This is a genomic window from Ensifer canadensis (assembly GCF_017488845.2).
Classification (GTDB): domain Bacteria; phylum Pseudomonadota; class Alphaproteobacteria; order Rhizobiales; family Rhizobiaceae; genus Ensifer; species Ensifer canadensis.
In genome coordinates, this window is record NZ_CP083371.1 from 1,558,971 (window position 1) to 1,577,117 (window position 18,147).

15 protein-coding genes are annotated in these 18,147 nt (G+C 62.8%); 11 read left to right on the forward strand and 4 right to left on the reverse strand.

The features are described from left to right. Positions 1-263 precede the first annotated feature (263 nt). The 7 genes from J3R84_RS26965 to J3R84_RS26995 all read left to right on the forward strand — a co-directional run bounded on the left by J3R84_RS26965 (position 264) and on the right by J3R84_RS26995 (position 7,887). Positions 264-1,862, forward strand: coding sequence for an ABC transporter substrate-binding protein (locus J3R84_RS26965; RefSeq protein WP_025428400.1), 1,599 nt, complete (start codon positions 264-266; stop codon positions 1,860-1,862). Further along, positions 1,859-2,872, forward strand: coding sequence for an ABC transporter permease (locus tag J3R84_RS26970; protein ID WP_025428399.1), 1,014 nt, complete (start codon positions 1,859-1,861; stop codon positions 2,870-2,872). Before J3R84_RS26965 ends, J3R84_RS26970 begins: the two co-directional genes overlap by 4 nt. Continuing rightward, positions 2,869-3,771 (forward strand): nickel transporter permease, encoded by a 903-nt coding sequence (gene nikC / locus J3R84_RS26975; protein ID WP_203528823.1) that lies wholly within the window; start codon positions 2,869-2,871, stop codon positions 3,769-3,771. Before J3R84_RS26970 ends, nikC begins: the two co-directional genes overlap by 4 nt. A gap of 4 nt (positions 3,772-3,775) precedes the next feature. Further along, positions 3,776-4,606, forward strand: coding sequence for an ABC transporter ATP-binding protein (locus J3R84_RS26980; protein ID WP_203528821.1), 831 nt, complete (start codon positions 3,776-3,778; stop codon positions 4,604-4,606). After that, positions 4,603-5,343 (forward strand): ABC transporter ATP-binding protein, encoded by a 741-nt coding sequence (locus J3R84_RS26985; protein WP_025428396.1) that lies wholly within the window; start codon positions 4,603-4,605, stop codon positions 5,341-5,343. Before J3R84_RS26980 ends, J3R84_RS26985 begins: the two co-directional genes overlap by 4 nt. Positions 5,344-5,382: 39 nt before the next feature. Beyond that, positions 5,383-6,897: a serine hydrolase domain-containing protein gene (locus J3R84_RS26990; protein WP_203528819.1), complete on the forward strand. Its 1,515-nt coding sequence runs from the start codon at positions 5,383-5,385 to the stop codon at positions 6,895-6,897. An 87-nt stretch (positions 6,898-6,984) separates the two neighbouring features. Beyond that, entirely contained in the window at positions 6,985-7,887 is a 903-nt protein-coding gene (locus J3R84_RS26995; RefSeq protein WP_025428394.1) for a LysR family transcriptional regulator, read from the forward strand. Between the two features lie 77 nt (positions 7,888-7,964). On the opposite strand, the gene J3R84_RS27000 is transcribed toward J3R84_RS26995, so the two are convergent. From J3R84_RS27000 to J3R84_RS27010, 3 genes are all read right to left on the reverse strand, one after another. Further along, positions 7,965-8,831 carry a D-amino-acid transaminase gene (locus J3R84_RS27000; RefSeq protein ID WP_025428393.1) on the reverse strand — a complete coding sequence of 289 codons (867 nt, stop codon included), beginning with the start codon at positions 8,829-8,831 and terminating at the stop codon, positions 7,965-7,967. Positions 8,832-8,856: 25 nt separating this feature from the next. Next, positions 8,857-9,912: a DmpA family aminopeptidase gene (locus J3R84_RS27005; RefSeq protein WP_203528817.1), complete on the reverse strand. Its 1,056-nt coding sequence runs from the start codon at positions 9,910-9,912 to the stop codon at positions 8,857-8,859. A 179-nt stretch (positions 9,913-10,091) separates the two neighbouring features. Beyond that, positions 10,092-11,138 (reverse strand): DUF930 domain-containing protein, encoded by a 1,047-nt coding sequence (locus J3R84_RS27010; protein WP_025428391.1) that lies wholly within the window; start codon positions 11,136-11,138, stop codon positions 10,092-10,094. Positions 11,139-11,551: 413 nt separating this feature from the next. Here J3R84_RS27010 and J3R84_RS27015 point away from each other — a divergent pair, with 413 nt between their 5' ends. The 4 genes from J3R84_RS27015 to J3R84_RS27030 all read left to right on the forward strand — a co-directional run bounded on the left by J3R84_RS27015 (position 11,552) and on the right by J3R84_RS27030 (position 16,166). Continuing rightward, positions 11,552-12,595, forward strand: coding sequence for an amino acid ABC transporter substrate-binding protein (locus J3R84_RS27015; protein WP_038577778.1), 1,044 nt, complete (start codon positions 11,552-11,554; stop codon positions 12,593-12,595). Positions 12,596-12,614: 19 nt separating this feature from the next. Next, complete coding sequence (locus tag J3R84_RS27020) at positions 12,615-13,805, forward strand: amino acid ABC transporter permease (protein ID WP_203528815.1); 1,191 nt, start codon at positions 12,615-12,617, stop codon at positions 13,803-13,805. Then, on the forward strand, positions 13,802-14,875 hold the full coding sequence (locus tag J3R84_RS27025) for an amino acid ABC transporter permease (RefSeq protein WP_203528814.1): 1,074 nt from the start codon (positions 13,802-13,804) through the stop codon (positions 14,873-14,875). Before J3R84_RS27020 ends, J3R84_RS27025 begins: the two co-directional genes overlap by 4 nt. Before the next feature lie 82 nt (positions 14,876-14,957). Then, positions 14,958-16,166, forward strand: coding sequence for a TIGR03862 family flavoprotein (locus tag J3R84_RS27030; protein ID WP_203528812.1), 1,209 nt, complete (start codon positions 14,958-14,960; stop codon positions 16,164-16,166). A gap of 131 nt (positions 16,167-16,297) precedes the next feature. Here the strand turns inward: J3R84_RS27030 and J3R84_RS27035 are convergent, their stop codons facing one another. Further along, positions 16,298-18,112 carry an ABC transporter ATP-binding protein gene (locus J3R84_RS27035; protein ID WP_203528810.1) on the reverse strand — a complete coding sequence of 605 codons (1,815 nt, stop codon included), beginning with the start codon at positions 18,110-18,112 and terminating at the stop codon, positions 16,298-16,300. Positions 18,113-18,147: the final 35 nt, after the last annotated feature.

Consider the following 18,147-nt stretch of genomic DNA (forward strand, 5'->3'; position numbering starts at 1 on the left):
TGCCGCCCACGGCGGCCGACTGCGCACGACTCAAACTGGCCGTCGCGCGCGAACATAATCATCTGACAGCCCTAGGGGAAATCCGTCCATCGGCGCAAATGCAAACCATGCATAGGCCCTGCCGAAATCGGAATTGGTAGCACCAAGCCATGTTGTGCTTAATCCGGCCACTAACAAGGGAACACGGTTGGCGGTGAGGTGAACTGCGAAAACCTCACGACGGCCGTTCGCATGACGTTAAGTCCGAGAAGGGGATATTTCCGATGATTTCCAGACGCAACCTGTTGATCGGCGGCGCTGCCGTGCCGTTTCTGTCCTATGTCAGCCTGGTTCCGGCCTTCGCCGAAACGCCGAAGGACATTCTGGTTGTCGCTCAGCAGCTCGACAACATGACCAGCCTCGATCCGCATGAGAGCTTCGAGGCAGTCGGCAGCGAAATCTGCGGCAATATCTACCAGAAGCTCGTTCATCCCAACCTTGATGATGCCAACAAGGTCGACCCGATCCTGGCTGAATCCTGGGAAACCGATGCCGACAGCAAGGGGTTCACCTTCAAGCTTCGCGCAGGCGCAACCTTTGCCAGCGGCGCGCCGGTTACGTCAGAAGATGCGGCCTTCTCGCTGCAGCGCGCCATCAAGATGAACAAAGGCCCGGCCTTCATCATCGCCCAGTTCGGCTTCACGCCGGAGAATGTCGAAGAGCGCATCGTCGCCGTCGATGCTTCGACCCTACGCCTGACGCTCGAGGAGCCGGCATCGCTCTCCTTCCTGCTCTACTGCCTCTCGGCCAATGTCGGCAGCATCGTCGAGAAGAAGGCCGCGCTCGAAAACGAAGTCGACGGCGACCTCGGCAACGCCTGGCTGCAGAAGAACACCGCCGGTTCGGGCGAGTTCGCGCTGCAGTCCTGGAAGCCGAGCGAGAGCGTCGCGCTGACGGTCAATCCGAACGGCCCCTACAAGGGCAATATCAAGCGCATCATCCTACGCCACGTTGCCGACCCGTCGTCGCAGCTGCTGATGCTGCAGAAGGGCGACGCCGACATCGCCCGCAACCTCAGCTCCGAACAGCTGCGCACCCTGCAGGGCGACGAGAACTACGCGCTGGTTCGCAAGGGCGTCGCCTCGCTCGTGCTGATCTCGCTCAACCAGAAGCAGGCCAACCTCGCAAAGCCTGAAGTCTGGCAGGCGATCAAGCACGCACTTGACTACAAGGGCATGCAGGAAAACATCGTGCCCCTCACCCACAAGATCCACCAGAGCTTCCTGCCCGAGGGCTATCCGGGCGTCGTCAACGATACGCCGTTTACGAAGGATGTGGCCAGGGCCAAGGCGCTGATGGCCGAGGCGGGCCTCGAAGGCGGTTTCGACATCGTGATGGATCATTATTCGGCACAGCCCTATCCGGATCTGGCGCAGGCGATCCAGGCAAACCTTGCCGAAATCGGCATCCGCGTGCAGCTCCAGGCGGCCGAGAACCGCCAGGTGCTGACCAAGATGCGCGCCCGTGAGCACCAGATGGCGCTCTCGGCCTGGGGATCGGACTACTTCGACCCGCACGCCAATGCCGACGTCTTCAACATCAACCCCGACAATTCGGATGATGCCAAGTCGCGCCCCTTCCTGTGGCGCTCATCCTGGCAGGACGCCGAGATGGCAAAGAAGGCCGAGGCCGCCCGCGACGAGCAGGATCCGGCAAAGCGCATCGCGCTCTACGAGGAGCTGCAGCGCGCCCATATGGAGCACAGCCCCTTCATCTTCATGCTGCAGACGACGACCACGGCCGCCTGCCGCAAGTCTGTTGCCGGCATCCGGCTCGGCACGCTGTCGGACTCCCATTCCTATGCAGAGGCGTCCAAGGCTTGAACAAGCGTATCCGAAGCTTTTCCGCCACGTTGAGCAGCGTCTTCCTGACGCTGCTCGGCCTGACGATCGTCACCTTCATGATCGGCCGCGTCATGCCCGTCGACCCGGTGATTGCCGCGGTCGGCGACAACGCCTCCGAGGCGGTGATCACCCGCGCGCGCATCGAAATGGGGCTCGACCAGCCGCTGATCGTGCAGTTCTTCCGTTATCTCTGGCAATTGCTGCACGGTGATCTCGGCATGTCGATCCTGACACGCAACCCGGTTGCGACCGATATCGCCCGGTTCTTCCCGGCTACGCTGGAGCTGGCGACGGCGGCGCTGCTGCTGTCGGCGGCAATCGGCATTCCGCTCGGCGTCTGGGCGGCCGTCCGGCAGGGCAAGTTCGTCGATCAGGCGATCCGCGTCGTCTGCCTCGCCGGTCATTCCGTTCCGGTGTTCATGCTGTCGCTGATCTCGCTGTTGATCTTCTACGCGACGCTTGGCGTGGCACCGGGACCCGGCCGCCAGGACGTGATCTTCGACGGCATGATCGATCCGGTCACCGGCCTGTTGACGATCGATACACTGATCGCCGGCGACTGGGATGCTTTCCGTGACGCCGTGGCGCACATGGCGCAGCCGGTCTGCATTCTCGCCTATTTCAGCATGGCCTACATCACCCGCATGACCCGAGCCTTCATGGTCGATGCGCTGAAGGGCGAGTTCGTCATCACCGCGCGCGCCAAGGGTCTCTCCGCATCGACCGTCATCTGGAGCCACGCCTTCCCGACGGTAGCCGTGCAACTGGTGACAGTCTTGGCGCTGACCTATGCCGGACTTCTCGAAGGCGCCGTCGTTACCGAAACCGTGTTCAGCTGGCCGGGCCTCGGCCAATACCTGACGGTGTCGCTGATGAACGCCGACATGAACCCCGTGGTCGGAGCGACCCTTTTGATCGGCCTCATCTATGTCGGCCTCAACCTCATCGCCGACCTTCTCTATCGTGTACTGGATCCCCGCGTCCGATGATGCTTACGACCTTTCGAAACTGGGCGCTGGATGAAACGCCCGCCTCCCGCACCCAGGCCTCCTGGGGTCATCGCTATCGAATCTGGCTGAAGCTCAGGTCCAACCCGCTGGCGATGATCGGGCTGACGATCATCCTCGTCTTTTCGCTGCTTGCCGTGTTTGCGCCGGTACTGGCGCCGCACGATCCGGCGATCCAGAACCTGGCCAACCGGCTTGCCGCCCCAAGTGCTGCCCATTGGCTCGGCACCGACGAACTCGGCCGCGACATCTTCTCGCGCATCCTCTTCGGCGGTCGCGTGACGCTCGGCATGGTGGTTTCCGTGGTCGTTCTGGTGGCGCCGATCGGGCTCGCTGTCGGCTGCATTGCCGGTTATTTCGGCGGCATCGTCGATACGGTGCTGATGCGGGTCACCGACGTGTTTCTCGCCTTCCCGAGGCTCATTCTCGCGCTTGCCTTCGTCGCGGCGCTGAAGCCGGGCGTCGAAAGCGCCATCCTCGCCATCGCGCTCACAGCCTGGCCGCCCTATGCGCGTCTCGCCCGCGCCGAAACCATGACCGTGCGCCGCAGCGATTTCATCGCCGCCTGCCGGCTGACCGGTGCATCGCCATGGCGCATCATCATGCGCCATGCAGCGCCGCTCTGCGTGCCGAGCCTGATCGTGCGCATCACGCTCGACATGAGCTCGATCATCATCACCGCTGCAAGCCTCGGCTTCCTCGGCATGGGCGCGCAGCCGCCGTCACCGGAGTGGGGCGCGATGATTGCCACCGCCAGGCGATTCATCTTCGACCAGTGGTGGGTCGCCACCGTTCCCGGCATCGCGATCTTCCTCGTGTCGCTCGCCTTCAACTTTCTCGGCGACGGATTGCGCGACGTGCTCGATCCGAAGGGGGACTGAGACCATGCTGGTTGATATCAAGAACCTCCGCATCGCCTTCGAGAACCGCTCCTCGCGCTTCGAGGCGGTGCGCGGCATCTCGCTTTCACTCGGCGCAGAGAAACTCGGCATCGTCGGCGAGAGCGGCTCGGGCAAGAGCCTGACGGCACGGGCGCTGATGAAGCTGCTGCCCTCCAATGCCGCCATATCAGCCGACCGGCTCTCCCTCGACGGCATCGATTTGCTCTCTGCCTCGGAAAAGCAGATGCGCCAGATCCGTGGCAAGCGGGCGGGCTTCATCCTGCAGGATCCGAAATATTCGCTCAACCCGGTGATGAACATCGGCCGACAGGTGGCGGAAGCCTGGCGTGCCCACAAGGGCGGCAGCAAGAGGCAAGCGCTCGAGGCGGCGATCCATCTCCTCGACCAGGTTAAAATCCGCAATCCGCGCGAAGTCGCCGCCGCCTACCCGCACGAAGTCTCGGGCGGCATGGGCCAGCGGGTGATGATCGCGATGATGCTGGCACCCGATCCGGAGCTGCTGATTGCCGACGAACCGACGAGCGCGCTCGATGCGACCGTGCAGGCAGAAATCCTGCGGCTGATCGAGGAGCTGGTGTCGGAGCGCAACATGGGCCTCATTCTCATCAGCCACGACCTGCCGCTCGTGTCGCATTTCTGCGACCGCGTCGCGGTGATGTATTCCGGCCGCGTGATGGAAGAGCTGAAGGCGTCCGAGCTGCTGAACGCCCGCCACCCCTATACCAAGGGGCTTCTCAACTGCATGCCTTCCCTCACGCATCCCAGGGACCGGTTGCCTGTTCTCAACCGCGATGCATCGTGGCTCACCGCATGATCGACGTTGAAAATCTCCGCATAAGATTCGGCGACCGCGAAGTCGTCAAAGGTGTCTCGTTTTCGGTGAAGAAGGGCGACAGCTTCGGCATCGTCGGCGAAAGTGGCTCGGGCAAATCCACGATCCTCAGGGCGATGGCCGGGCTCAATGAAAGCTGGGCCGGTCGCATCGCCTTTGGCGGTGAAGCGGCGGCACTGAAGCGCCCACCCGCCTTCTTCCGCCGGGTGCAGATGGTGTTCCAGGATCCTTATGGCTCGCTGCATCCACGCCAGACAATCGATCGCATTCTCAGCGAATTGCCGCTCGTGCACGGCATGGACAATATCGACAAGCGGATCGTTCAGGCGCTGTCCGACGTGGCGCTGCCGCAGGCGGCCCGCTTCCGGTTTCCGCACCAGCTGTCCGGCGGCCAGCGTCAGCGGGTGGCGATCGCCCGGGCGCTGATTGCCGATCCGCAGGTGTTGCTGCTCGACGAGCCGACGAGTGCGCTCGACGTTTCGGTGCAGGCTGAGATCCTCAACCTATTGTCCGATCTTCGCGAAGCGCGAAATCTCACCTACATTCTCGTCAGCCACAACCTGGCGGTGATCGCCCACCTCTGCGGTCAGGTCGGCGTCATGCTGAACGGCGAAATGGTGGAGCAACTGAGCGCGCAGGACCTTCGAGCGGGCAAGACACACCATGCCCATACGACGGAGTTGCGTATGCTGAGCGTCGGGCTGGAAGAACCGGCCTGACTTCGCCCCTTGGTGACAACTAGGACAATGGAAGAAAACATGCCGGCACATTTCGATTGGCACGCCGCATCCGCCACAGCCGAAGGATTCGCCAAGCAGTGGGCGGAGAACGAACCGGGCGGCGCCATCGTCGGTTTCGACGATAGCGGCATCCGCTTTTCGCATGCGCGCGGCGTCGAAAGCCTGGCAACGTTTGCGCCATTCTCGGCCGAAAGCGTCGTTCGCTATGCCTCGGTCACCAAGCATTTCTTCTGTGCCATGGTGCTTGGCCATGACGACATCATCAAGCTCGACGACCGGCTTGGGCACCATCTGCCCGAACTCGTCTCGCCGCTTGCCGACGTGACGGTCGGCCAGGCGCTGGATATGAGCGGCGGCCTGCCGGATACGCGCGAATGCCTGTCCCTGCTCGGCCTCTCCGTCTACACGGACACACAGGCCGCACCGCTTCTGGCGTTTCTGGCGCGTCTGCGGCGGCTGAATTTCGATGCCGGCAGCGAGGTCTCCTACTCCAACACCGGTTATCGCCTCGTCGAGGCCGCGCTGGAGCGCAAGGGCTTTGCCTTCGACGACTTCATCCAGAACGACGTTGCCGGACCGCTCGGCGTCACCTTCAAGGCGCCCGACGTCTGGAACGATCCGGTCGCGAGCCTGGTGCCTGGTTATTGGCACTCTGGCGAGCGCTGGCAGCTTTCCGCCGCCGGCCTGCATATCTCCGCTTCCGGCAGCCTGACAGGAAGCGCCAATGCGCTCACTGCCTGGTTGCAGGCATTGATGGGCGGGCACGGTCGTTACGAAGGTTTGCTGGAAAGGTTGCAGACGACCCGTTTCCTGGCGGACGGACGGCCGAGCGGCTACAGCCTTGGCCTGCGCTCGTCGACGCTCGGTGAACGTAGCTTCGTCGGCCACGGCGGCTCACACCCCGGCTACAAGACTTACTTCCTGCTCGACCCCGAAAGCCGCTCGGGCTTCGTCGTCGTCTCCAACCGTGAGGACACCAACGGCAACAAGATCGCGCTCGAAAGCATGGCGGCGCTGACCGGCTTGCCGCTGCCAACACCGGCAGCCGGCATTCCCGACGGCCTCTATATCACCGAACAAGGTCCCTGGTGGCTGGAGATCAAGGGCAGCGTCTGCACCTATCTCGATGCCGACGACACGCTTTACGACGACGGCGACGGGTGGGTTTCCTCGCGCTCGGCCTCGTCGCCGATGCGGCTGCGGCTGGAGGGATCGGCGCTTGTCGGCGAGGCGGGCCATGCGGCGCGGTGGTTCCTGCCCGTCGCGGGCCAGCACGTTGTGCCGGCGTCTCTCTCCGGAGCGTGGCAGTCCCCTGAAGGGGCAGAGTTCGAGATCCGCGACGGGGCGGTGGTTATGGGTGTTGGCCCGGTGCGCAACGTCATGCCGCTGACGGCGCTCGGCAACGGTCGCTTCCTGTTCACGCTGCATGACGGCCCCTGGACGAAGCGTGTCTGCCTGCATGCCCTCGACGATAACCGGGTGGAACTGGTGCTCAACCGCGCGCGGATGATGGAATACCGCCGTCGGCCCTGATTTTTCTTGAAGCCTGTCGAACTGTGCCTAAAAGGGGTCAGGTTCCCGCTGCAAGGCGGGAAATGACGTTCTTCAGGAGTGCATGCGTTGGAAATCAAGTGGCTCGAAGACTTTCTGGCACTGGCGAGCACGCTCAATTTCTCGAAGGCGGCCGACGAACGGCACGTCACCCAATCCGCCTTCAGCCGCCGGATCAAGCAGCTCGAAGCCTGGGTCGGCGCGAGCCTTGTCGACCGCGCCACCTACCCCTCTCGGTTGACCGAGGCGGGCCTGAAATTCGTTCCGGTGGCGCAGGAGACCCTTCAGCACCTCTATCAATCCAGGCGCAACCTGCAGAAGGAAGAGGGCTCGGACGCCAAGACGATCAAGGTGACCGCGCTCCACACGCTCTCCTTCACCTTCTTTCCCGACTGGATGAACCGCATCAACAGGAAGGCCGGCCCGGTCTTCTCGCGGCTTCGCCCTGACTCCGGCAGCATGGAGGAGAACCTCAACTCACTGGTCGATGGCTCGTGCGACTTCCTCCTGACCTATGCCCACACCCAGGTGCCGCTGCTCCTGGACCCGCAGGCGTTCGAACACCGCTTGCTCGGCCATGAAAAGATCATCCCGGTTTCGGCGCCTATCGAAACCGGAGCGGCCGCGCACCTGCTGGAGGGCGGTGCAAAGCCCTTCCCTCATATCAGCTACGAGAAGTCGTCATTCTTCGGGCAATTGCTGGGAGAGCTGGTCGGCGCCGACCTGCCGCCCTTTCAGCGCGTGCATGAGGGCAGCATGTCCGTCGGCCTGAAAGCGATGGCGCAGGCCGGCTGGGGCATTGCCTGGGTGCCGGAAAGCCTGATGACCGCAGAGCTTTCGTCCGGCACGCTGGTGCGCGCCGCCGATCCCCGTTGGGATATCAGCGTCGAAATCCGGCTCTATCGCGCCAAGGACAACCGGCGCCCCGTCGTCGGCCGTATCTGGCAGTCGCAAGAAGCGGCTGCCCTTTGAGGAAGGTATGAAGCGGTTCCGGTCAGGATTCGCTTCGCACTCCTGTCCCATCGACTGCCCCTCCCGCTAATCGGCCGCTAGATCGCCGTACGGCGGGCATTTTCCAGATAGAGTTCACGCAGCCGCTTGACCATCGGTCCGGGCACGCCGTCGCCGACAGGCTTTCCGTCGATGCGCGTCACGGAGACGACGAAGTTCGACGCGCTCGTCAGGCATGCCTCGCGGGCGCCCAGCGCCTCATCGAGCGAAAACGGCCGCTCCTCGATCGTAAGCCCCTGCTCGCGCGCCAGTTCCAGCGCGGCAAGGCGCGTGCAGCCGGGCAACGTCGCACTGCTGTTGCCGCGGGTAACGATCCTGCCGTCGTCGGTAACGATATAGGCGGTGGAGGACGCGCCTTCGGTCACCAACCCGTCCTCGATCATCCAGGCTTCGTCGCAGCCTTCGGCCTTGGCGATGCGCTTCGCCATCACCTGCGGCAAGAGACATACGCTCTTGATATCGCGTCGCGCCCAGCGCTGGTCGGCGACCGATTTGACGGAAACACCGTTGTCTACCGCTGCGACGTGCTCGAGCGTCTTGACCTGGGTGAAGAGCAGCAGCGTCGGCTTGATCTCTCCTGAAAACAGGAAGTTGCGATCCTCGGCGCCGCGCGTGAGTTGCAGATAGACCACGCCCTCGACGAGGTTGTTCTCGCGCACCAACCGGCGCTCGATCTCGACGATCTCGGAAACGGGGACCGGAAGCGGCACGTCGATCTCGCGGGCGGAGCGTTCGAGCCGCGCCATATGCAGCGCGCTGTCGATAAGCTTGCCTTCGAGCACGGCGGTCACTTCATAGATCCCGTCGCCGAACAGGAAACCGCGGTCGAAGACCGAAAGATGCGCCGCGTGCTCGGAAACGAACTCGCCGTTCAGATAAACGATACGGCCGGTCGGGTTGGACATGGTAACTCCGTCTGAGGGAAGAGAATTAGGCTTTGAGGGCTGCGAGGCGGACGAGCGAAATCGCCTCAACCGAACTCACCTTGCCGGTGGCCGCATTGAAACCGCTTGTGGATTGCGCCGTGACCAGCGAATTGAGGATCGCCTCTTCTGTCGCCTCGATCGTCGCCTCGAACAGCGGCGAGATCAGGTCGTTCGGCAGGTCGGGGTAGCTGGAGATCGCTGTGCGCCGCTCGCGCGTCCGGCGGACAGCTTCCGCGGTGGAGAATGCCAGCGCATAGTCGCCGGATCCATTGCTGAGGGCGGCACCGGTGCGGGAGAGGCCGCCAAAGGCGCGCTCGGCCAGCCGTTCGAGGCTGCGCGCCGACAACGGCGCGTCGGTGGCGACGACGATGACGATTGAGCCGTCGCGATCATGTCCCGACGGCGCATCATAGGGATGCCCGCAAATCAGCAGCCGGCCGCCATAATTGGACTGCACCAGCACGCCGACTGTGAAGGTTTCGCCTGCCGCCTTGACGCGGCGCGAACTGGTGCCGATCCCGCCCTTGAGACCGAAGGCCACCGTGCCGGTGCCGGCGCCGATGGCGCCCTCTTCGACCGGACCGGGCGCCGCCGCGGCAATTGCCTTGCCGATCTCATCGATCGTCGGGCGGCCGGCGCGGATATCGTTCAGTCTGGAGTCATTGGTCTCTCCGACGACGGCGTTGAGCGACACAACCTTTTGGTTGCCCGGCTGGGCCAGCGTAAAACGGTTGATCGCCTCGATCGCCCGCCCGGTTGCGAGCGTATTGGTCAGAACAACTGGCGTTTCGAGCTCGCCCAACTCGGCGATCTGGGTCGAACCTACGAATTTGCCGAAGCCGTTCAGGACCGCCAGCGCCGCCGGCACCTTGTCCTGAAACAGATTGCCCTGGTGGGGAAGGATAGCAGTCGCGCCCGTGCGGATCCTGTCGCCCTCGACCACAGTCGCGTGGCCAACGGCTACACCGGCAACGTCGGTAATCGCGTTCAACGAGCCGGTTTCATATACGCCTGGGCGGAATCCGAGGTCGCGAAGCCTTTGGCGCGTGTTTGCCGACATGTAGCCTTTTCCCCATTTTGCCAAGTGGCGATCCGCCGCAAACGACCGTCGCCCTATTTGGCTGGAAGCTACTCTGCCCTGCGACAAAACGGCATCGCAAAAATGGAATAGTTCTATGAGAAGTCCGCAAGACGACCGGACGTCTCGCGTTGCAGAGCACGGGCGGCTCGAAGATCGGCTCAGTTGGGCGGCAGACGGCGGCTCTTCCAAGCCGTTTTCGGAACGATGTTGCCGATGGCGAAGCTGAAAGATGTGACCTCGACCGTCTCGAGATCGACCTTGCATTTGAAGTCGACGTCGTACCAATTGCCCTTGCTGCGATAGGCGCCGCCGCTTGCGTCGATCTGCTCCTTGCCGATGAACCCGCCAGATGGCCCGAAGGGCACGAGTATATCAGGAAAGTCCTCCGGCCGCTGATGGCGGATCTGCTCCAGGGCTTCGATGTTGCAGAGTTGGAGGATACGCTTCTTGACCGGAAGTTGGCCCATCGCCTGCTTAACGCGCGGATCGGCGATCGACTTCGCCGAAAAAAGCTCCTCGGCCTTGACAAACCGGTCGGACGGCAACTTCGCCGTCGCTTCGGCCTCGCCTTCCGTCTCGTCACTTTTCTCCTTGTCGTCGGCAGGTTTGCGCACCGGCACCGAATCGGCTTTGGACACCGCCTTCTCGGCATCCGCCTCGGCAGCCGGCTTCTTCTCATCCGCCTCGGCAGCCGGCTTCTTCTCAGCAGCACTATTATCGCCGTTGGCAGGGGTCGACAGGACGGCAAGCTGCTGCGGTGTCGGCTTTTCCGTCTCCGGTTGCTTCTGCGCCTGCGCCTCCTCTTTCTCCACCTTCTTCGTGGCGGCGTCGGCCGCCTCTGCCTTCTTCGGCTGGTTCACCACATCCTTCTTCTCGGCCTTCGCAGTGGGCGGAAGCTGAGCAGCTTTAGCCTCCTGCTTGATCTTGGCCGCAGCCGACTCGAAGGCCTGTGGCTGCTGACGAGAGGGAGCCGGTTGTGGCTTCGGCTGTTCCTTCTTCGGCTGAGCCTCCTGCTTGGGCTTCTCTTGCTGCTTGGGCTGCGGTGGAGAGACGAGTTCGACGTTGATGCTCTGCTCGCCCTGCGGTTTGGGCGTTTCCTTCGGCAGTTGGATCAGCAGCAGAGCGATGACAAGCAGGTGCAGAGCCACCGAGGTCGGCGTGCCCCATCTGATCTTCTCCCACCATTTTTCTGAAAACAGCTGCATCGCTTACGAGATAATGGACCACATGGGCGGAAGCTAGGTGCTTCGGCACATCTCAACAAGTGGCCGCAATAAAGCACACACAAACCGGAGACTTGACCGGTCGTAGCCTGGCCCGGTCAAGATGCGCACAGCGGTGAACGAAAAATCATCCGTCACCCGAAGAAAATGCGCGGGGCCATCATGAGCTGAGCACACAGCCAGTCAGTGCGAATGTCTTTGCGAGGTTAAGGCCCAGCAACTATCGAAATCATTTCACCGACACTGAAAGGCAAGAAATTTCTTCCCGAAATGGCAGATATTCCGCATAATCATCTCTATTCTATATTTTCTATAGATTTAAAACATAAAGGCAGTCGCGGCCCGGGATTTGTCGGGCGGCGCGACGGACGAACACCATGGCCAGGAGCCTCTTCATGCAGCGAAATTCTATCGGCAGCAGATTTTTCACAAAGGCATTTACAGCCACGGCGGCCCTGACGGCAGCCCTGATCGCCTCCTCCGCCCTTGCGGGCGAGACCCTCGACAAGATCAAGGCACGCGGGCTCATCAAGGTGGGCGTCGGCACCACGCCCGGCTTCTTCACGCCGGATAGCAGCGGCCGCTGGCAGGGTTTCTTCGTCGATTTCGGTCGCGCGCTCGCAGTCACCGTCTTCAACGACACCGAGAAAGTCGAGTTCACCAACTCCTCGCCGCAGCAGCGCCTCCCCGCCCTGCAATCGGGCGAATTCGACATCCTGCTCTCCGGCGTGACCCAGACAGTGACCAGAGCGTTCAAGCTCGGCTTCCATTTCGGCCCGGTGGTCTTCTATGACGGCCAGGGCCTGCTGGTGCGCAAGGATCTTGGTGTCGGCAAGGGCGAGGAGCTCGACGGAGCGACGATCGGGGTCCAGAGCGGCACGACCGGCGAACTCAACATCGCCGATTTCTTCCGCAAGACCGGCAAGACCTTTACGCCTGTGACGATCGAAGAGACCGGCGAATTCCTGAAGGCACTCGATTCCGGTCGCGTCGATGCGCTGACCCAGGATGCGACCGACCTTGCCGCCAAGCGCACGCAGCTTTCCAAGCCGGACGACTATGTCCTTCTGCCAGAGCGCCTGTCGAAGGAACCACTCGCACCGGCCATTCGCGCCGGCGACGACCAGTGGCTGGAGATCGTCAACTGGACCGTCTACGCCACGATCCAGGCGGAAGAGTTCGGCATCACCCAGAAGAATGTCGACAGTTTCCTTACGAGCGAAGATCCGGGCATCAAGCGCTTCCTCGGCGTTGATCCGTCGCTCGGCGAAGCCATCGGGCTTGACCCGAAGTTCGCCTATAACATCGTCAAGGCGGTCGGAAACTACGGCGAGATCTTCGACCGCAACGTCGGCAAGGGCACGCCGCTCAATTTCGATCGCGGCTACAACCAGCCCTGGACCGCCGGCGGCCTACTCTATTCGCCGCCGTTCCGTTGAGCCTTTGCCGGTATCTGCGATGACATCCACTCTTCAACCGGGCCCGCTAGGGCCCGGACTTCCCTCGCGGTTGCGCACCTGGCTCGGCCCCTCGCCCTTTCAACAGATCGTCCTGTTTATCGGCGTGCTGGGGATCTTTGCGCTCTTCGGCTCCAACACCGTCGACAGCATGCAACGCATGGGCCTCACTCCGGGTTTCGGCTTTCTCTTCCATCAGGCGAATTTCGAAATCGGCGAAACCGTGCTTCCCTATTCGGCGGGAGACACCTACGCCCGCGCGCTTGCGGCGGGCCTAGCCAACACCGTCAAGGTCGCCGTCGTCGGCTGTGTGCTCGCCACGTTTCTTGGCGTTGCCCTTGGCATCGCCCGGCTGTCGGGTAACCTGTTGCTGGCAACCTTCGTTCATGCCTATGTCGAACTGCTGCGCAACACGCCGCTGCTGCTGCAGCTCTTCCTCTGGAGCGCGATCATCCATGCGCTACCGCCGCCGCGCGGCGCCTATCTCTTCCTGGAAAGCGTCTATCTCAGCAATCGCGGTGTCTATGTCCCGTCCATTTCGCTACACGGCCTCTCCTGGGCGATCTGGCTGCCGGCCATCCTGTTGACGGCTTACGCGTCGCTGTCGCTCGCCCGGCGCCTGCTGACAGGTGCGACCTTCTATATGCCGAAGGCAACCATGACCGTGTTCGGTTCGCTGGTCGTCTGCACGCTCGCGCTCACCTCTTTCGGCCTCGCTGCCACCATCGATCTGCCAGCCAAGGGCGGCTTCAATATCAAGGGCGGCCTGTCGCTGACGCCGGAATTCTTCGCGCTCTTGATCGGCTTGGTCGTCAACGCGTCCGCCTCGATCTCCGAAATCGTGCGGAGCGGCATCCAGTCGGTAAAATCGGGCCAATGGGAAGCGGCGCGTGCGCTGGGCCTGAAGCCGGCGCAGATCATGCGTCTCGTCGTCTTGCCGCAGGCGTTGCGTGTCATCACGCCGTTGATGATCTCAAGCTTTCTCGACCTCACCAAGAATTCCAGCCTCGCGGTGGCGATCGGCTATCCCGATATCGTCAGCGTCGCCAACACCACCGCCAACACCACCGGCCAGGCGCTGGAAGCGATCTGCTTCATCGCCGCCGTCTATCTCACCCTGAGCCTCTCGGTGTCGGCACTGATGAACTTCTACAACAGCCGCATTGTCCTTCGCGGGGAGACACGGCGATGAGCCATATCGAACTGCCACCACCTGTTGCGCCGGACTGGCATCGCTGGCGAAGCGGCCTCTTCGGCGGTTGGGGTAACAGCCTCATCACGCTCGCTACCCTCGGCGTCTTTGTCTGGTTTCTCCAACCTTTCCTCCGTTGGGCAATTTTCGATGCGGTATGGACGGGAACCGCGACAGATTGTGCGGTTGACGGGGTCGGCGCCTGCTGGGCTTTCATCGGCGCCAAGCTGCGTTTCATCCTCTTCGCGTTCTTTCCGCCCGTGCTGCAATGGCGCCCTGCCCTTGTGGTTATAACCGTGCTCGCCCTGCTGGTGTTATCCGCCCTGCCGCGGTTCTGGAGTTTCCGGCTTGTGCCGCTCTGGATCGCCGCACTCGTCTTGAGCTGGCTTTTGATGGCGGGAACGTTGACGCCACCAGTGGTGTCGACCAACAATTGGGGCGGGCTGCCGATCACGCTGGTCGTCTTGATCGCTGGCCTCGCCTTCGCATTCCCGATCGCGCTCCTGCTGGCTCTTGCCCGACAATCGAGCATGGGGATCGTCCGGACGCTAGCGATCACCTTTATCGAGACGCTGCGCGGCGTGCCGATGATCGCAGTGCTCTATGTCGCCATGCTGATCGTTCCGCTCGCCCTGCCGAGCGGGGCCGCCATCGACAAGTTGTTGCGCGCACAGATCGGCGTAACGCTGTTCTTCTCGGCCTATCTCGCCGAAGTCATCCGTGCCGGCCTACAGGTGGTGCCGTGGGGCCAGCGGGAGGCAGCACTTTCCCTTGGTCTGGGCTATGTCCAGACGATCCGCCTCGTCGTCCTTCCCCAGGCGCTGCGCGCCGTCATCCCGGCGATCGTCAATCTTTCGATCGGCATCGTGCTCAACACGTCGCTTTTGGCGGTGATCGGCATCTACGACCTCCTGAATGCGGCAAGGACCTCGGCCACGGATCCGACCTGGCTCGGCTTCTATACCGAAGCCTATGTCTTCGCCGCCGCGGTCTATTTCATCATCTGCTTTGCCGGCTCGCGCTACAGCATCTGGCTCGAGAAACGTCTGAACGCCGCGAGCAGGCATTGAAGCGCGCCCTTCGCCCCGCCTTGCGCGAGGCGCCGTGACGGGCCAAGAGTCCCCGTAACGGAATCGGACGCCGGACGGGCACATGAAACGAAGCGAAATCGCGATCATCGGCGGCGGGCCGAGCGGGCTGATGGCGGCAGAGATCCTGTCTATGCAGAACCATTCGGTGACGGTCTACGACAGCATGCCGACCGTTGCGCGCAAGTTTCTGCTTGCCGGCAAGTCCGGCCTCAATATCACCCATTCCGAGGATTTCGAGCGCTTTGCCGATCGCTTCGGCGCCGCGTCGCAACAGTTGCGCCCGGCACTCGACGCTTTCACGCCCGCGGACGTGCGCGTCTGGGCGGAAGGTCTCGGGACCGAAACCTTCGTCGGCTCGTCCGGCCGGGTATTTCCGAAGGCGATGAAGGCCTCACCGCTGCTGCGCGCCTGGATCAAGAGGCTTGAGGCGCAGGGCGTGCGGATCCTGACGCGGCACCGATGGACTGGCTTTGCCGGTCAGACACTGACCTTCGACACGCCGGATGGGCATAAGACCGTCCACAGCGATGCCACGCTTCTCGCACTCGGCGGGGCAAGCTACCCGCGCCTCGGGTCGGACGCCGGATGGACGACGGCTCTGAAAGACGCCGGCGTCGATGTCACCGACTTCCGCCCAGCCAATTGTGGCTTCGATGTCGACTGGAGCGATGCGTTCCGTGAGCGCTTTGCCGGCGAAGCGCTGAAATCGGTGACGGCGACTTCAGAGGCAGGCACGACCCCCGGCGAATTCGTCATCACCCGTCACGGTATTGAGGGCAGCCTCGTCTATGCCCATGCGGCGCATTTGCGCGACCGTCTGGAGATGCAGCGCTCTGCGGCATTGTCAATCGATCTTGCTCCGGGACGAACGGTCGAACGGCTGGCCAAGGACTTGGCGCGCCAAGACGGCAAGATGAGCGTCTCCAATCGCCTGCGCAAAGGTGCGGGCCTGGAGGGCGTCAAATCGGCCTTGCTGCGCGAAATTGTTCCCGAGGCCACACGCACCGATCTGAACGCGCTTGCCGAACGCATCAAGTCGCTGCCGATTGCCGTCCTTCGTCCCCGTCCCATTGCCGAGGCGATTTCATCGGCGGGCGGCGTGCGTTGGAGCGCCATGGATGACGCCTACATGCTCACCGCGCTGCCGGGGATTTTCGTTGCCGGCGAGATGATCGATTGGGAAGCGCCGACCGGCGGGTATCTGCTGACCGCCTGTTTCGCCACGGGTCGTGCTGCGGCACGCGGCATCGACGCATGGCTGCGACGGTAGGCAAGCGTCGCCCCCCCCCCCGCAAAGCGGTATCACTGACGACGCGGGATAACAGATAAAGAAACGCAAGACGCCGGCACACTCAGGTACCGGCGTCCTTGCATTTCGGCATTTGCGGCTTGCGCCCGGCCTTAGCTGTCGTTGAGGACCAGGCCCTTGGTCAGTTCCAGCGCCTGCCGCTCGAACAAGCCGCGGTAGATGCCGCCGTCGAGGCGGATGAGTGCCTCGTGCGTGCCCTCCTCGGCGATGCGGCCGTGGCTGAACACCAGCAACCGATCGAGCGCGCGTACGGTCGACAGCCGGTGCGCGATCACCAGGGTGGTGCGACCCAGCATCAATCGCTCCATCGCCTGCTGGATCAGCACTTCCGATTCCGAATCGAGGCTCGACGTCGCCTCGTCCAGAATGAGGATCGGTGCATCCGCCAGGAAGGCCCGGGCGATGGCGATGCGCTGGCGTTCGCCGCCCGACAGCTTGACCCCGCGTTCGCCCACCAGCGTGCCGTAGCCTTTCGGCAGGCCCGTGATGAAGTCGTGAGCGCTCGCAAGCCTTGCGGCTTTTTCGATCTCCGCTTGCGTGGCCGTCGGCCGGGCATAGGCGATGTTCTCCGCAAGCGAGCGGTGGAACAGGATCGGTTCCTGCTGGACGATCGCGATCTGCTGGCGCAACGAAGCCTGGGCAACGCCGGCGATATCCTGACCGTCGATCCGGATCTGGCCGGACTTCAGGTCATGCAGGCGCTGGATCAGCTTGACGAAGGTCGTCTTGCCCGAGCCGGAATGTCCAACAAGGCCGACACGCTGGCCCGCCGGGATCGTCACCGAGAACCGATCATAGAGCGGCTTGCGATGGGCGCCGTAGTGGAAGGTCACATCGTTGAATTCGATGCGACCGTCGGTGATGCGGATCGGCTTTGCTTCGGCCTTATCTTCGATACCGAGCGGCTGGGCGTGGATGTCGACCAGCTCTTCCATATCGTTGACGGACCGCTGCAGGTTGCGGATGTGCATGCCCACTTCACGCAGGTAGCCCTGCAGGATGAAGAAGGAGGTCAACACGAAGGTGATATCACCGGCTGTTGCCTGCCCGCGCGACCAGAGAAACAGTGCAAAGCCGATGACCGCCGCCCTAAGAACGAGCAGCAGGGCACCCTGCGTCGTACCGTTCACCGTTCCGCGGACCCAGGTCCGGCCCGTGCGGTCCCGCCATTTGGCCAGCACCTTGACCAGCCGCGCATCCTCGCGCTTTTCGGCCCCGAAGCCTTTGACAACGTTGTTGCAGCTGACGGCATCGGCAAGCGAACCGCCGAGCTTGGTATCCCAGCTGTTGGCCAGGCGTGCCATCGGCGCGACGTAGCCGAGCGACAACGTGACCGTCGCAGCGATGAAGACAAGCGAGCCCACGCCGATGATGACACCCATCATCGGCCAGTACCACGCCATCAAAGCGGTCGAGCCGACCAGCATGATGATCGACGGAAACAACGCGATCAGCAGCGTGTCGTTCAACAGGTCCAGCGCCCACATGCCGCGCGTCACCTTGCGCACCGTCGAGCCGGCAAAGCTGTTGGCATGCCAGTCGGACGAGAAGCGCTGGATGCGGAAGAAGGCCGCCGAGGCAATGTCGGACATCATCTTGAGCGTCAGGTCGACGACACCCATGAAGGTGACATGCCGGAAAATGATGGCACCGAGCGACAGCGCCATCATCGTCCAGAATGCCGCAAGGGCCGCGTCCCAGGCCACCTGGTCGGAGGCAGCACCGGTCACGACCGCGTCGACCAGCCGACCGGAGTAAAGTGGCGTCAGGACATCCGCGAGCGTCGAAAACAGGACGGCACCGAGGATGAAGGCAAGGCGAAGCGGCTGGCGCTTCCAATGAACCCAGGTGAAACCGAGAACGCTGCAGAACGCACCGCCGCGCAAGGCGAAACGAGTAAAAGCCATAACGATTGCCCAATGCCTGGAGCATTGGCCTCAAA

What these genes read in the sequence shown, in the direction of transcription:
- J3R84_RS26990 (WP_203528819.1), top strand. Translation starts at nt 5,383, where the DNA reads ATGCCGGCACATTTCGATTGGCACGCCGCATCCGCCACAGCCGAAGGA.
- J3R84_RS27015 (WP_038577778.1), top strand. Translation starts at nt 11,552, where the DNA reads ATGCAGCGAAATTCTATCGGCAGCAGATTTTTCACAAAGGCATTTACA.
- J3R84_RS27030 (WP_203528812.1), top strand. Translation starts at nt 14,958, where the DNA reads ATGAAACGAAGCGAAATCGCGATCATCGGCGGCGGGCCGAGCGGGCTG.
- J3R84_RS26980 (WP_203528821.1), top strand. Translation starts at nt 3,776, where the DNA reads ATGCTGGTTGATATCAAGAACCTCCGCATCGCCTTCGAGAACCGCTCC.
- J3R84_RS27005 (WP_203528817.1), bottom strand. Translation starts at nt 9,912, where the DNA reads ATGTCGGCAAACACGCGCCAAAGGCTTCGCGACCTCGGATTCCGCCCA.
- J3R84_RS27000 (WP_025428393.1), bottom strand. Translation starts at nt 8,831, where the DNA reads ATGTCCAACCCGACCGGCCGTATCGTTTATCTGAACGGCGAGTTCGTT.
- J3R84_RS27020 (WP_203528815.1), top strand. Translation starts at nt 12,615, where the DNA reads ATGACATCCACTCTTCAACCGGGCCCGCTAGGGCCCGGACTTCCCTCG.
- nikC (WP_203528823.1), top strand. Translation starts at nt 2,869, where the DNA reads ATGATGCTTACGACCTTTCGAAACTGGGCGCTGGATGAAACGCCCGCC.
- J3R84_RS27010 (WP_025428391.1), bottom strand. Translation starts at nt 11,138, where the DNA reads ATGCAGCTGTTTTCAGAAAAATGGTGGGAGAAGATCAGATGGGGCACG.
- J3R84_RS26965 (WP_025428400.1), top strand. Translation starts at nt 264, where the DNA reads ATGATTTCCAGACGCAACCTGTTGATCGGCGGCGCTGCCGTGCCGTTT.
- J3R84_RS27025 (WP_203528814.1), top strand. Translation starts at nt 13,802, where the DNA reads ATGAGCCATATCGAACTGCCACCACCTGTTGCGCCGGACTGGCATCGC.
- J3R84_RS26985 (WP_025428396.1), top strand. Translation starts at nt 4,603, where the DNA reads ATGATCGACGTTGAAAATCTCCGCATAAGATTCGGCGACCGCGAAGTC.
- J3R84_RS27035 (WP_203528810.1), bottom strand. Translation starts at nt 18,112, where the DNA reads ATGGCTTTTACTCGTTTCGCCTTGCGCGGCGGTGCGTTCTGCAGCGTT.